This is a genomic window from Cohnella yongneupensis (assembly GCF_042655785.1).
Taxonomy (GTDB): Bacteria; Bacillota; Bacilli; order Paenibacillales; family Paenibacillaceae; genus Cohnella; species Cohnella yongneupensis.
This window is the reverse complement of sequence record NZ_JBHSNC010000051.1, coordinates 117,735-132,127: the sequence shown is the minus strand read 5'-3', so window position 1 is coordinate 132,127 and position 14,393 is coordinate 117,735. Positions and strand designations below refer to the sequence as shown.

The following is a 14,393-nucleotide window of genomic DNA, read 5'->3' as shown; positions in this document are numbered from 1 at the left end:
AACCGACCAAGGGAGATGTGGCACATGGCACACAAAGACGGACTCAAAATCGCGGTCATCGGCGGAGGATCTTCTTATACGCCTGAAATCGTAGAAGGCTTTATTCTTAGATATGAACAGTTGCCGGTAAGAGAGCTATGGCTCGTCGATATCGAGGCAGGCAAGCATAAGCTGGAGATCGTCGGCGAGCTCGCTCGGCGCATGGTCGCGAAGTCCGGACTTCCGATCTCCGTTCACCTGACGCTGGACCGCCGCCAAGCGATCGAAGGCGCCGACTTTATCTCGACGCAGATGCGGGTAGGGTTGATGGAAGCGAGAAAATGGGATGAGCATCTTCCGAACCTGCACGGTATTATCGGCCAAGAGACTACGGGTCCCGGCGGCATGATGAAGGCGATGCGGACGATTCCGGTGTTGCTGGACATCGCCAAGGATATCGAAGAACTGAGCCCGAACGCCTGGCTGCTCAACTTCACGAATCCGGCAGGGATGGTCACCGAGGCGCTCGATCGTTATTCCAACGTTAAAAGCATCGGTCTGTGCAACGCGCCGATCGGGCTGCAAAAGTGGCTGAGCAAGAAGTACGATACGCCGGCCAGCCGTATCTATAGCGAGTTCGTCGGACTGAATCACCTGCACTGGGTCACGCGAATAGAAGTGGACGGCGTGAACCGGTTGCCGGAGCTGCTCGATAAACGGGAAGAATATTCGGGCAAAAACGTTCCCGCGACGGAGTGGGACGCCGATTTCTTACGCTCGCTCGGCGGGTTGCCGTCTTACTACTTGAAATACTTCTATATGACGGACGCGATGCTGGCGGAGCAACTGGAATCGCTTAAGGCAAGCGGAACGAGAGCGGAAGTCGTTAAGCGCGTGGAGGATGAGCTGTTCGAGCTGTACGCGAATCCGGAGCTTCAAGAGAAGCCGAAGCAGCTGGAGCTGCGCGGAGGCGCCTATTATTCGGAAGCGGCCGTCAACCTGATGGATTCTCTCTATAACGACCGTCGCGACATCCAGACGCTGAACGTTCGCAACGGCCGGACGCTCGATTTCTTGCCGGAAGATGCTAGCATCGAAGTAAACTGCGTCGTCACCGGCCAAGGACCGCTGGCGCTTCCCGTCACGCGAGTGCCGGAGCAAACCAAAGGATTGATCCACGCGGTGAAGACGTACGAGCGCCTCACGATCGAAGCAGCGATTACCGGAGACCGGGATATCGCGCTGCAAGCGATGGTCAGCCATCCGCTCGTGCCGTCGGTCGGCGCAGCCAAGCGTCTTTTGAGCGAAATGCTGGAGAAGAACAAACCGTATTTGCCGGCGTTCTTTAAGTCATAATTTCTACCCGAAACCCGGATTGTTTTCGCTCCGCACGCATGCTATATTAGGTCACACCTAGTATAAAGGGGCATAATAAACATGTCAGTACTCGGCATTTTACCGTTCGGAGAATCCGTATTACGCAAGCGCGCGAAGCCCGTCGAGGCGATCACGCCTAAAATAGTTAAATTGTTGGACGACATGAAGGAGACACTATATGCGACAGAAGGGCGAGCAGGACTCGCTGCACCCCAAGTAGGCATGCTGCGCCAAGTGATCGTCATGGATTGCGGGGACGGCCTCATCGAGCTGATCAACCCGGAAATTATCGAGGCAAGCGGAGAACAGGACGGCACGGAGGCGTGCTTGTCTTTTCCCGGCTATTACGGCTTCGTGAAGCGGGCGCAACGGGTCGTCGTTCGCAGCATGAATAGACAAGGCGAGACGTTCGAGCTGGAGGGCGAAGGGTTCTTGGCCCGGTGCATCCAGCATGAAGTCGATCATCTGCACGGCGAGCTGTTCATCGACCACGTCCTAGAGCCTTGGCTCTACCAAGAGAAGACGCATCAACGCATTAAGTTGCTCGATGTCATGAAGTTATCGCATTCCAACTAATATACCGAGGGTGGTAGGTCGAGATGGACGTAACGATTATGCTGATTATCGTCTTCGTGGTCATGCTCATCGGATTCGTAGCTACGGTTATGGTGGGCAAGTCGAAGAGCAACCAAGAGGAAAATCCACGCTATATGCAAAAGACCGGGACTAAATTACTTCGGCTGACGCTGCTTTACGTAGTGACGATCATTGTGATCGTCCTCATCTTCGTCTTGGCAATCAAATAAGCGTGAGAACCGTCAGGGAACGAGTAACTCCCTGACGGTTTTTTCATTACTTATTCGTGCTATGCTGCTTGCCGGGCAGCTTTGAGCCGGCTTTCTCCCCGCCATTGCCTCTTTTGCTGCGCGCGGTCTTCCTTTGATTGTCATGAAGCTTCTCGACGAACTCATGGGTATCGCTCATCTGTGCGTTCAACCTCCTCCCGCAAGCGGCTTCACTTACTGTTTCCATGCACGCCGCACAATATTTGCGGGAATGACCTTGAAACCCGAGCGCAAAATCCTTAATATTCGCATAGAGAGTTTAGAACAGCATCCGACAGGGAGACCCATATGAAATTCGCCATTCAATATTTATCTTTCTTCGTCATCCAGACCGAAGGGGAAGGCGCGGAAGCTAAGCGCTACAAGCACTACCAGACGCTATCGCACGAGGAATACCAGGACAGCGAGCTGAAGGGCTTCTTGGACAGCGAGTTCAAGCGAATCGCGAAACGCAAGGCGGAAATTAACCCGATCTCCGAGCAAGTGCCGACTAAGATCGGCAGGTTCATCGTGGAGCCAGGGCACGAGCTGACCAGCAATCCGAACTACAACTTGTTCCAAAGGCTGCGGACGGCGACGGACAAGCAGTCCTTTCACAATAGCGGCGACGATCTGCTCCGCATTTACATGGACACGAACTCGGTGCGCGGCGGCGCGTTCGTGCTGGCGCTCGCCAAGCTGAACGAGCTGTTCGACGAACCGTTCTTGTTCCTGCTAAAGTGCGACTTCGAGTCGAAGATCGCGCGGATTTCGGACGAGAAGAGCTTGATCGCCCGCGTGGAGATGGCAATCAACGCGCGCAATATCAAGTCGATCCAATATCCGCACATGCCGGAGGAAGGCATGCTGGAGGAGTGGGAGCTCAAAATTCACCAAGCTTCCCACGCCCGTTACTTCGAGGATTTCCTAAAATACGTGTCTTACGAGAAGTCGAAGCCGGAAATCGTTAACGAGCAAGTGATGGGCATGGTGCAAGAGTATATGGCTTCGAAATGGGACATCCCGTTCGACGATGCCGCCTTCGCGGAAGTGCCGGCGGACGAGCCTTATCCGAATGCGCATCAGCATCCGGAAGGCTTGCTCCAAGAGAAACAACAATTCGACGTATGGGCCGCTTCGGAAAAACGCGAGCTGCAGGAGAAGTGGTCGCACGAGCACGTGTTGGAAGCGACGTCGCGGATCGTCGAGCAGCAGCCGGAGCTCGAGCTGAAGTTTAAGCTGGACGATATTACGGTCAAAGCGCAAATGGCGGATTACGGCGAACGCATTCACGTCGCGCGCATGAACGGGCGTTATGTCGTGCTAATCGAAGGAGACATGTTCCAATTCGACAAGGGCGTATCCCCGATCGAGCTGCTGCAGCCGGAAGAGCTCGGGGAGTTGCTGCGGCGGATAGAAGGAAGAACGCGATACGAAGCGGACGAGTAATGGCCCGACATTCATCCCCTGCGCTACTAGACATTGGCGGGGGTTTTTGTGTCGCGAACCGTATATAATCGAATTAAGAGAGCGCGATCGATAGAGAGTTAAATAGATTGCGAACGGAGGGATCAGCCAGTGATTGAAGCTACGGAAGTCCAAGTCGTACTCCGCAGAAGGCAACGGCCCGGACAATGGCTCAAGCAACGGCTATCCGGCCTGTTCGCTTACGATACGCGGCGCTGGCGCGCGGCCGTCGCCGCGATGTGGCTCATCGATTGCGCGGCGCTGGCGGCATCCGCATTAGGCATGCCGACCGGCTTCGGAACGATGTTCGACGTCGTGGCCGGCGTTTGTTTGAATACGATCGCGTTGCCGCTGGCTTCATGGGTAGGCGCGGCGCTGCTTGCGTTGATCGGACTGCGAGTCCCTAGATTCACGATCGGCAGCGCGTTATATACGGGCATTGTCCTCTATTTCGTGCTCTATTTCACCGATTTCGGAATCGTCGGGTCAAGCATCTACGCGGCGGTGTTTACGTTGCTGTCCGCTACTATCGGCATCTTGGTTGATACGGCGTTCAGGTCCCGAAGATCGGCGATTATGATCGGCGGCGGCGCCGTCCTTGCGTCCCTCGTTCTATGGACGATCGGGCCGTTCGCCGATTCCGGAGACGGTCGCGGCATGGCGCGCGGCGAGGTCAACGCTTTGGGTTCGGGCATGCAAGATCCTTCCGTGCCGGGCGGTTATGCGGTCGACGCTTTCACGTACGGCAGCGGGGAAGATTTGCACCGGGCCGAATTCGGCAAAGAGGTAGGCATTAAATCCGAAGCGGCGGACGCGAGCCCATATATCGAGGACGACGATTGGATTTGGCTGCGAGAAAAGTTCTGGGGCTTCGACCAAACGCGATTGCCTCTTAACGGTCGCGTATGGATGCCGGAAGGGGCGGGGCCGTTCCCGCTCGTCCTTATGGTGCATGGCAACCATCTGATGGAGGATTTCTCCGACGAGGGGTATGGCTACCTCGGGGAATTGCTCGCGAGCAGAGGCATTATCGCGGTATCCGTGGACGAGAACTTTTTGAATTACTCCGCGTGGTCCGGCATTCCCGATCAAGACATGAAGTTGCGCGCATGGCTGCTGCTTAAGCATATCGGCCAGTTGGAGCAATTCAATGCGGACGCTTCTTCGCGTCTTTACGGGAGAATCGATTTCCGCAACGTCGCCTTGCTCGGGCACTCCCGGGGCGGGCAAGCCGTCGCGATGGCGGCGGATAGGGACGAATGGTTTCAGGCGGTCGAGGGGCTTCCGGGACGTACGTCTTATTCCGTCCGCGCGGTCGTCGCGATCGCTCCGACGGACACGAGCGTCGACGGCAAGCAGGCTCGTTTGAGCAATATTTCGTATTTGACGCTGCAGGGCGCGAAGGACGCTGATCTCGTGAACTTCAACGGCGACGGTCAGTACGATCGTACGAATTTCGATGCGACATCGGATGCTTTCAAAGCCTCGCTGTATATCGGGGGCGCCAACCATAGTCAGTTCAACACGACTTGGGGACAATTCGATAACGCGTACCCGGGCCAATTATTCATACGCCCGAAGGATAAGCTGTCGGCGGAAGAGCAGCGGCAAATCGCCAAAACGTACGTCTCGGCGTTTTTGGAGAACGTGTTCCATGATGCTGTGGAGTACCGCCCATTGTTCCGGGATTACCGGATAGGCCTGAATTTGCTTCCCGAGTCCGACTACTACAGCCAGTATCAAGAGGGCGGCTTCCGATTGATTACGGGGTTCGAAGGAACGGATCGCGCGAAGCCGTCGCAAGGCGTGACGGCGGAAGCGTTCGATATGAAGGATTGGCGGAACGTGGAAGCGCAAAATCGCGAGCATGCAAGCAAGGCGGACAAAGGGGTTCTGCTCGCATGGAACAACGCGGGAACCTATTCCGTTAAAGTCCCTTCGTTCGATTATGTGTTAAGCGAAAATGCAGAATTGATGTTCTCCATCGTGGATATGTCCACCTCCCCGATGAACGGTCGGATTCAAGTGGAAGTCAAGGATCGCAACGGCGTTGTCGTCCGGTTGCCGCTTGATCGGTTCGCGGATGTGTTGCCGCCGCCGAAGACGGACTTTACGTGGCTGCCGGGGATGGAATCCGAGCTTTCGGATGGCAAGTTCGCGAACGCATCGGAATACGTGTACCAGACGGTGGAAATACCTCTTAGCGATTTCGAAGACGCGGATCCGGATTTTACTCCGTCGGAATGGGCGGAGATGACGCTCGCGTTCGACGGGGGACCGGGAAGCGTGATGCTCGACGACTTAGGCATTATGCCATAACCGCACGTTAATATAAGGCCGCCGCGCGAACTTTCGCATGGCGGCCTTTGCTTGCGTTAAACGAATGGAATAACGCCTAATCGTAATCATGGGTTTGCCCCTCCAATTTCCATTAAGTAATGTAAGTTAACATAAAGACGGGGTTTATGGGAATGATTTTAAGGAATCAACGATCTTTACGATTTATATGTCATAATACACTACATTAAATTGAGATTAATTTGTAAAAATACGGCGATTATTGGAGGGGATTACGAAGAAGCGTCGTATATATTAACAAAACCTAATACAAGGCTGCCACGCGGAGGATCGCCATGTCGCTAGATACCGTTCTATTGCATGTTCTAATTGTCATCTCTCCAACGCTTATATGCAGCCTTATTTACGACAAACTGGGAGCTTCGCCGTACCTCATTGCCGGGCTTAATGGCGCGGCTTCCGCGTTATGCGTGCTGTACCCTTACATGACCTACGGGCTTCATTGGGATTTGCGCTTTATGCCCTTCATCGTCGCGTGCCACTATGGGGGTCCTTATGCGGGGGGGTTCGTATGGGCGGTTATTGCGGCTACGCGTATCTATCAAGGGGGAGACGCGCTACTATTCGATCTCGTGAGCGGAGCCATTATTGCAGCGGTGCCATTGGCGATCAGCTTTATTAACAATCGCAAAAGAGAGAGAGAGCGACGGTTGACGGGGATCATCGCGATTGCGGTCTGGGTAGGCTTGATCAAGCTTCTGGTGTTGATTGCTTTTACGTATTTTCCCGACATTACCGGGGTGTACGATACCGGAGAGAAACAGAATTATATCTTCACTCCGTTGATCTATGGCGCAGTATTCTTTGTGGTGTATTTGCTCAACGAGGGAATGATCGAGCGCAGGAAGATGAAGCTGGAATTCGCCCGTTCTGAGAAATTGAACGCGCTAGGGGAAATCGCGGCGTCGATCGCCCACGAAATACGCAACCCGCTAACGGTAGTCAAAGGGTTTTTGCAACTGATGAAGGAGCGAAATAAGGGCCAGGATAGCCAATACTTGCCTCTCGTTCTTAGCGAGCTCGACCGTGCGGAGAGGATACTGAACGAATATTTGAGCTATGCGAAGCCCCATCTCGCGTCTATGGAACGCGTCAACGTTGCCGCCGTAATCGAGAACATCGTCGTCTTGCTGGAGCCGTTATCGCTCATACAAGGCGTGCAATTGGACAGTCGTCTTTCCGTGAAACCCGCCATAACCGGCGACCGGAATCAATTGCAGCAGGCGTTGATGAACGTTACCAAGAACGCGATAGAAGCGACGCCCCGAGGTGGAAAAGTAACGCTGCAGCTCACGAACGACGAAGAGTGGGTTAACGTGAAAATATCGGATACGGGCCGAGGGATGAGCAAGGAGCATCTCGATCGGCTCGGCACGCTATTCTATTCGACGAAAGACAAAGGTACCGGCCTTGGCACGACGGTATCGTGGCAAATTATTCGCAATTTGAACGGCACGATTTACTATGAAAGCAAGCTCAACGTGGGCACGGAGGCGATGATCAAGCTTCCTCTCGCGAAATAAGCGCTAGCTTCGTCTGTTCTCGTAGATGGCCAGGCGCTGATAGACGATTTCGAGCAACGGCGCGGATACGTCGTTTTCCCTCGCGAGCGCAAGCAAATAGCTGTGAAGATGCGCGGCCTCCGTGTGCGTTCCGCTCTGTAGATCGCGCAACATCGAAGAGGTGCTGCCGTGCGACAATCCCTCGACGATCTTGGCGTTGTTGTCCGCCATATCGCTGGGGATAGAGCCTCCCGATGCGCGGATAATATCCGCGATTTCCCCGAATAGGCGTCTGAACGTCTCCATGCCGATGCCGGCGTCGCGAATTTCACCTACGGTCGCTTGGAATAATGTCGTCAATCCGGATAAACCGCTAATTAGCGAATACTTCTCCCACAAGGCGCGTCTTATATCCGGGCTCTCCGCCAACACCCGTGTAGCGGCAAGCGTTAGCTTGATGCGCTCGTACGCTTCGTCCGTCATGTTATCGAAATTGCCGTATACGAAAGAGAAATAAGGCCGCAAGTGTACGATAGCCCCGGACTCATCCAGCGTCGATTCGATGCGGGCGACGCCGCCAAGCAGCGGTTGGCCCGGATAGGCGGCGGCAATGTCGTGCATATGCTTATACCCGTTCAAGAACGGCAGCAGAGCCGTGTCCGGATGAAGGTAAGGTTTGATTTGCTCGAGCACCTCCGGTAAGCCGTAAGCTTTGCAAGCGATAAGGACAAGATCGAAGGGCTCGCTGGGTTCTCCCGCTACTAAAAGCTTCGGATGCCCCGTAAACTCCCCTAACGGACTATGTACGACGAGTCCGTCCTTCAATAATTGTCGTCTTCTGCCTTCGCGTACGAGCAAAGTTACGTCCAGTCCGTCCTCCAACATGCGAGACGCGATGAACCCCCCAACGGCCCCCGCGCCTACGATTAAAATTTTCATCCTCCCAAAACTCCTTCGCTGGAATAATCCGTTACGTTATTTTACATTCATCATAGCCCTAGAACCATGCCGCTGCCAATCTTCGGATGGCTTCGTCTATCCTATGCTCGTCCAATCCGCCGAAACCCAGCATAATGTACGTCGGCGGACACCGCTCCGGCTTGAACCATTGCTGAGCGGGCGAATAGACGCGAATTCCCGCGGCAAGCGCTCGTTCGATTAGGTCGGCTTGTCCGGCGCCGGTCTTCACGTCGATCAACAAGTGGAGGCCTGCTTTTTGTCCGATAATATCGACTCTGTCTCCCATATGCCGCTGCAAGGCGGCTAGCAACGCCCGGTGTTTAATCTGGTATAGCCGCTTCATCTTGCGGACGTGACGGCCGAAGTGGCCTTCCCGCATAAATCGAAGCATCGCCTGCTGAATAAGCGGGGAAGCGGATTGGCTGAACATCCCGAGCTTCTCGCGCATCGGTGCCGCGAGCGGCTCCGGCAGCACGGCGTAACTCAGTCTGGCGGCCGGAAGGAACGACTTCGACAGCGTTCCGAGATAGATGACCCGATCTCGGTAATCGAGCGCCTTCAGCGAGGGGATCGGTTGGCCGACGTACCGATATTCGCTATCGTAATCGTCTTCGATAATGAGGCCGTCGTGCTCGGTCGCCCATTGCAGCAGTTTGTTCCGCCGCTGAATGGGGAGCACCATGCCGAGCGGAAACTGATGCGAGGGGGTAACGTACACCGCCGCGGCGCGCACCCCGGGCAGAAGGTCGACTTGAAGGCCGTCCGCATCGAGAGGGATCGGCGCGATCTCGCATCCGTGGCTCTCCAAGGCTGCCCTTACGCCGGAATAACCCGGATCCTCCATGGCGATAAGCTTGTCCCGAAGCGGTAGCAACTGGCAGAGCATCCCGACGGAATGCTGCGTTCCCGCGCTCATCACGATCTGTTCCGCGTTGCAGCGTACGCCGCGCGATTGGAATAAGTAGCTTGCGATCTCGGAACGCAGCTCCTCGTCCCCTTGCGGATGTCCATAGTCGAGCGTTTTACGTGGATTCGGTTCGCTTAAGGCGTCCAGCAGGCATTTTTTCCAAACCGCCATAGGGAAGCGGCGTATTTCCACGTCCCCGTAGCGAAAATCGAAAGCAACCTCGGCGGCGTTCTCCCGCGTCCGGGTCGCTGCCGTTTGCCGTTGCGCGGGAGAGCGGGTTTCGCGCGTGAGATCCTGCGGGTCGCGGGGCGGCACGGCGACGGGTTCCTCGACGGCTAACGCAAATAGCCCGCTGCGGCTTCTGCTCTCCGCGTAGCCTTCGGCAATGAGCTGCTGGTACGCCGTCTCTACCGTGTTCTTGCTCACCTTCAGGTGCAAGGATAGCTCGCGGATGGCAGGCAGCTTCGTTCCGGCTTGGATCGTGCCGGATTCGATCTCGCCTCGGATGAATGCATAGAGCTGCCAATAAAGCGGTGACTCGCCGGCTTTATCTAGTATGGGGGTTAACGCGATCATGTCGGTTCCTCGGTTTCCATCGCTTTATCAGGCGCATGTATGTAACTGACCTCAATAAAAACTTATTTTCTGTCACTTTTGGCGGGGTCAATATACGAATATATTGAGTGTAACACAAGGTGAAGGTCAAGTTGAGGGGAGATTTTCTATGTTCACGGTTCGATTGGCTAAGAGGGAATGCACGGATCAGGACAAAATAGAGCGGTTTCTTAAACAGGCACAGGTCGGGTATCTCGGATTGTCCGCGGACAATCAACCGTACGTCGTCCCGATGAATTTCGCGTGGTGGAATGGCGCGATCTACTTGCACGGAGCGGAGGAAGGGAAGCGGGCGCACTATTTGCGGACTAACGGTCAAGCGTGCTTCACGGTCAGCGAGCACTACGGAACGATGACTTCGCCGGTTCCCGCCCATACGGATACAGCATATATGAGCGTGATCGTCTACGGCCGCGCTTCGTTCGTAACCGATTTGGACGAAGCGACAGGCGCGATGCAGTATATGCTGGACAAATACGTTCCCGGCTTCTACGATCAACCTCTCGCTAGCAGCCATGTCGAGAAGTATAGATCTTCGCTGGGCGGCAAGACGGCGATTATCCGAATCGAGCCTAGCGGGATGTCCGCCAAAGAAAACGCGCCGGTAGAAGAGAAAATGTTCCACCCCGGCATGAAGCTGCGCTGACAATGCGGACATCGCCAAAGAGCTCCTGCTTTAGTATCCCCGATGGCAAGTCCGGGGGACTAAGGGAGGGGCTTCTTTTTTATAACGTTTTCGCTGCGAGAATAGAGGATTTTGACGTACCATGTTGAAATTTGACAATAACGATATTTGCTGATCCATTAACTGGATGAATTTGATCCTTTGCATAGCAACCGAGAATTTTTTACTACCATAGAAGGCAGGGAGTATGATGGCTACCGAGTATCGAATCGGCCTTATCGCGACTCATCTGGATGGCGAATATTACGGAAGAATTATTCCCGACATCCATCAGCACGTCCGTTCGAAAAATTCGCGGCTATTCGCCATTCAATCCTCCGACGAGAATTTGGGGATCACGAGGCTTGAAGACCCCGTCGCTTTCCATCTAATCGACGCTTGGATTCTCGTGCTGCCCGCGGCGAGCTCGTCTTTCCAGGAGTTGCTCAACAAAAGCGGCAAACCCGTCGTGGGCGTCGGCTTTCAGCCGCCGACGCTGCATGCGCATTCGGTCGTCGTCAGCAACCATGACAGCATGCGCCAAGCGGTGCTCCACCTGATCGATGCCCATGGGCACGAGCGCATCGCGTTTATCGGCAACCTCGATCAGTACGATTTGTATGAACGCTATTTAGGCTATCGCGCCGCCCTGTCGGAGCGCGGGATTTCCTTCGACGAGCGGCTCGTCATCAAGACGGACGACAACCTCCTCGAAGGAGGCGCGCGCGCTACCGAGCTACTGCTCTCGCGCCACGGAGGACTAGGCTTCACCGCGCTCGTGGGGGGAACGGACTTGAACGCGATCGGCGCTATCAACGCGCTGCGGGAGAGCGGGTATTCTGTTCCGGGCGACGCGGCAATCATCGGGTTCGATGACATCCCGCAGGCCGCGACCAATTATCCGTCGCTTACGACCGTGCTGCAGTCGTTCGACGCGCTCGCGAAGGAAGTCGTCAAGCGGGTGTTCACGCTGCTCGAAGGCAGGCCGTATGAGAGCAACTTGACGTACGTTCCGGCGCACTTCAAGCCTCGCGCCTCGTGCGGTTGCGTCGATCCGGCTTTGGCCACTACGCCCGAGGAAATCGGGAAAATCTCGCAAAGCCTATCTCAGCTGCGCACGTCCCTTCATCAAATCACGACGAACAATTATCAGATGACTCGCGCATTGATCATGGCTACGAAGGCCGAGAAAATACATATATCCAATCTGTTCTGGAACTTAGCCCATTGGGGCTGTCTGGCGTTATGGGAGACGGACAAGCGCGGAGGCAGGCGTCTCGTGGTCAAGCAGACGTTCAGCAAGAGGGGGGATACGCTTCCGCCGATCGGCGAAGCGTACCGGCTCGAGGAATTCCCTTCGCTCTCTTATTTGCCGCCTACCGCGCAGCCCGGAGGCGAGGATATGGTAATCCTTCATCGGGTTATGTCCGAAATGCAAGATTGGGGCTATATCGCGTTATGCACGCCGCTGGACCCGCTCAACAACTTCGTCGCGAACGACTTGACGCGCCACAGCTTCTCGATATTGGCGGTCGCCATGGAACGTGATATGCTAGTTCACCAAATCCGCTCCTTCGCAGAGAAGCTGGAGCTGGTGGCGCGAACGACGAACGACGGGATTTGGGACTGGAATCTCGCGACAAACAAGATCGAGTGGAACGCCCGGGCACACAAGCTGCTGAGCGCCGCGTCCGTTACGGTCACGGATGCTCCGCGATCGTTCCTCGCCCACATCCATCCGGAGGATCAGGCGGCGGTGAGGGAGGCGTTCCGCAAGACGTTAACCCAAAAGGCGCCGATCCAAAGCGAATTCCGGGTCGTAGGCGCAGGCGGGCAGCAAATTTGGGTGTACTTGGCCGGAGATTGCATCCGGGATACGATGACCGGGGCCGTGCGCATTATCGGATCGCTTACGGACATCACGGAGAAGAAGACGAACGAGGCGCGCATTATTCAAATGGCTTATCACGACGCGTTAACGGGTCTGCCGAACCGCACGTTTTTCCAAGAAAGGCTGCGCAAGACGATGGTCGACCGGGAGCTTGGCGGCGGGACGATGGCGGTGTTCATGATCGACCTGGACCGGTTCAAAATCGTGAACGACACGTTAGGCCATCAAGTCGGGGATTCGCTGCTCGTCAGAGTCGCGAACTTGCTGAAAGAGTGCGTAAGCGACAAAGATTTAATAGCTCGCCTCGGGGGCGATGAATTCATCGTGATGCTCTCGTCGATCGAGAGCGAAGAAGAGGTCGCGCGCGTGGCAGACCTTATGCTGGAGAAGCTATCGGAGCCGGTCGTGCTGGAAGGGACAAGGTTCTTCTTGTCGGCAAGCATCGGCGTGAGCATGTATCCGTCGCAAGGCGTTGACTCGGAGACGCTCATTAAATTCGCGGATTTGGCGATGTATCAATCGAAGAAAAACGGCGGCAATCGCCTGGGGTATTATACGGAGAACCTCAGCTCGCAGCAGGTCGAGCGGGTAAGCTTGGAGAACGGCCTTCGGCACGCGTTGGAACGTGGCGAGTTCGTCTTGCACTATCAACCCCAAATCTCGCTGGCGACCGGGAAAATACTCGGAGCGGAGGCGCTCATCCGCTGGCAAATGCCGGGCGGAAGGCTCGTGCAGCCGAACGAGTTTATCCCGTTTGCCGAAGAGTCGGGGCTCATTATTCCGATCGGCCAATGGGTGCTCGAGCAAGCATGCGTGGCCTGCAAGCAATGGATCGCCGACGGCATGCTTTTGGCGGTTATCTCGGTCAATATATCGTCGCAGCAATTCCAACGCGGAGATTTCCCCGAGTTGGTCCGGCAAGTGCTTCGGAATACCGGCATACAGCCTTATAATTTATGCCTGGAGATTACCGAGCATATGGCGGTCATGAATATGGAGCATAGCATTCAGGTGTTGAACGAGCTGGTCGAGATCGGGGTTAAAATCGCGATCGACGATTTCGGTATCGGGCAATCGTCGCTCATTCTGCTCAAGCGATTGCCGGTGCACACGGTGAAGATCGATCCGTCCTTCATCTTCCACATGACCGACGATGCCGCCGACGCCGCGATCGCCAAAGGCATTATCGACATGTCCCACGGTCTCGGCTTATCCGTCACGGCGGAAGGGGTCGAGACCGAGGAACAGATTTTCCACTTGCAGCAGCTCGGTTGCGACCGCATCCAAGGCTATTACACGGGGCGTCCGATGTCTTCGGAGCAGTTCATCGGGTATTTCCAACAGACGGTTTCCGGCACTTCGAGATGGGGCACTTAAATCGGCACTTCGCTAGTCAGCGCGTGCTGGTTGCGGTCGGGATCGTAGAAGAACGCCATCCACACCGCGAAGCCGCCGAACTCGGCAACTTTATGGGGTTTGCCCATGCATTCTACTTCGGCGGCGATTAACGCTTGATAAGCTTCTTCGATCCGTTCCACTTTGAAATATACGACTGAGCCGGGGTGATCGTACTCTGGCTTTTCCGGTATACTTAGCAGTAAGCGGATGCCGTTGCAGTCGAGCAACGCCATATTGGACTGCGAGAATAGCAAGGGCAAACCTAACGTCTCGGCATAGAAACGAACGGCCCTCGGCACGTCGTGCACGGGGATGGAAATTTGGGTGATGCCTCTTATAGCGATCGGGTTGACGGACATTGGAGTTCCTCCTGGCAAGGTTTGGGATATGGAATTGTTCGACGGGGGCAGGCGGGAATCCTGTCCGACTGTTCGACGTATTTGGATTCGAT

The 14,393-nt window shown here is 55.3% G+C and carries 12 protein-coding genes; 8 read left to right on the top strand and 4 right to left on the bottom strand.

Annotation, left to right across the window (positions count from 1 at the left end; all coding sequences use genetic code 11):
• Positions 1-24: 24 nt before the first annotated feature.
• The 3 genes from ACFPQ4_RS17125 (at position 25) to ACFPQ4_RS17115 (ending at position 2,162) form a co-directional block, all read left to right on the top strand.
• The gene (locus ACFPQ4_RS17125) at positions 25-1,335 is read left to right on the top strand and encodes a 6-phospho-beta-glucosidase (protein ID WP_378113084.1); all 1,311 of its coding nucleotides are present in this window, start codon (positions 25-27) and stop codon (positions 1,333-1,335) included.
• An 81-nt stretch (positions 1,336-1,416) separates the two neighbouring features.
• On the top strand, positions 1,417-1,932 hold the full coding sequence (gene def / locus ACFPQ4_RS17120; protein ID WP_378113082.1) for a peptide deformylase: 516 nt from the start codon (positions 1,417-1,419) through the stop codon (positions 1,930-1,932).
• 23 nt (positions 1,933-1,955) lie between these two features.
• Positions 1,956-2,162 carry a hypothetical protein gene (locus ACFPQ4_RS17115; RefSeq protein ID WP_378113081.1) on the top strand — a complete coding sequence of 69 codons (207 nt, stop codon included), beginning with the start codon at positions 1,956-1,958 and terminating at the stop codon, positions 2,160-2,162.
• A gap of 46 nt (positions 2,163-2,208) precedes the next feature.
• On the opposite strand, the gene ACFPQ4_RS17110 is transcribed toward ACFPQ4_RS17115, so the two are convergent.
• A complete protein-coding gene (locus tag ACFPQ4_RS17110; RefSeq protein WP_378113080.1) occupies positions 2,209-2,340 on the bottom strand; it encodes a DUF4023 family protein in 132 nt (43 codons plus the stop codon).
• Positions 2,341-2,489: 149 nt separating this feature from the next.
• On the opposite strand from ACFPQ4_RS17110, the gene ACFPQ4_RS17105 reads away from it, so the two are divergent.
• From ACFPQ4_RS17105 to ACFPQ4_RS17095, 3 genes are all read left to right on the top strand, one after another.
• Positions 2,490-3,629, top strand: coding sequence for a DUF3900 domain-containing protein (locus ACFPQ4_RS17105; protein WP_378113079.1), 1,140 nt, complete (start codon positions 2,490-2,492; stop codon positions 3,627-3,629).
• Between the two features lie 129 nt (positions 3,630-3,758).
• Positions 3,759-5,966: an alpha/beta hydrolase gene (locus ACFPQ4_RS17100; RefSeq protein WP_378113078.1), complete on the top strand. Its 2,208-nt coding sequence runs from the start codon at positions 3,759-3,761 to the stop codon at positions 5,964-5,966.
• 314 nt (positions 5,967-6,280) lie between these two features.
• Positions 6,281-7,528, top strand: a complete 1,248-nt coding sequence (locus ACFPQ4_RS17095) for an ATP-binding protein (RefSeq protein WP_378113077.1) — start codon at positions 6,281-6,283, stop codon at positions 7,526-7,528.
• Between the two features lie 3 nt (positions 7,529-7,531).
• Here the strand turns inward: ACFPQ4_RS17095 and ACFPQ4_RS17090 are convergent, their stop codons facing one another.
• Together ACFPQ4_RS17090 and pdxR are read right to left on the bottom strand one after the other, a co-directional pair.
• Positions 7,532-8,446 (bottom strand): ketopantoate reductase family protein, encoded by a 915-nt coding sequence (locus ACFPQ4_RS17090; protein ID WP_378113076.1) that lies wholly within the window; start codon positions 8,444-8,446, stop codon positions 7,532-7,534.
• Positions 8,447-8,504: 58 nt separating this feature from the next.
• Complete coding sequence (pdxR, locus tag ACFPQ4_RS17085; RefSeq protein ID WP_378113075.1) at positions 8,505-9,950, bottom strand: MocR-like pyridoxine biosynthesis transcription factor PdxR; 1,446 nt, start codon at positions 9,948-9,950, stop codon at positions 8,505-8,507.
• 148 nt (positions 9,951-10,098) lie between these two features.
• Here pdxR and ACFPQ4_RS17080 point away from each other — a divergent pair, with 148 nt between their 5' ends.
• Positions 10,099-10,635 (top strand): pyridoxamine 5'-phosphate oxidase family protein, encoded by a 537-nt coding sequence (locus tag ACFPQ4_RS17080; protein WP_378113074.1) that lies wholly within the window; start codon positions 10,099-10,101, stop codon positions 10,633-10,635.
• A 226-nt stretch (positions 10,636-10,861) separates the two neighbouring features.
• A complete protein-coding gene (locus tag ACFPQ4_RS17075) occupies positions 10,862-13,921 on the top strand; it encodes an EAL domain-containing protein (RefSeq protein ID WP_378113073.1) in 3,060 nt (1,019 codons plus the stop codon).
• On the opposite strand, the gene ACFPQ4_RS17070 is transcribed toward ACFPQ4_RS17075, so the two are convergent.
• Positions 13,918-14,301, bottom strand: coding sequence for a VOC family protein (locus tag ACFPQ4_RS17070; protein WP_378113072.1), 384 nt, complete (start codon positions 14,299-14,301; stop codon positions 13,918-13,920). The genes ACFPQ4_RS17075 and ACFPQ4_RS17070 overlap by 4 nt on opposite strands.
• Positions 14,302-14,393 lie beyond the last annotated feature (92 nt).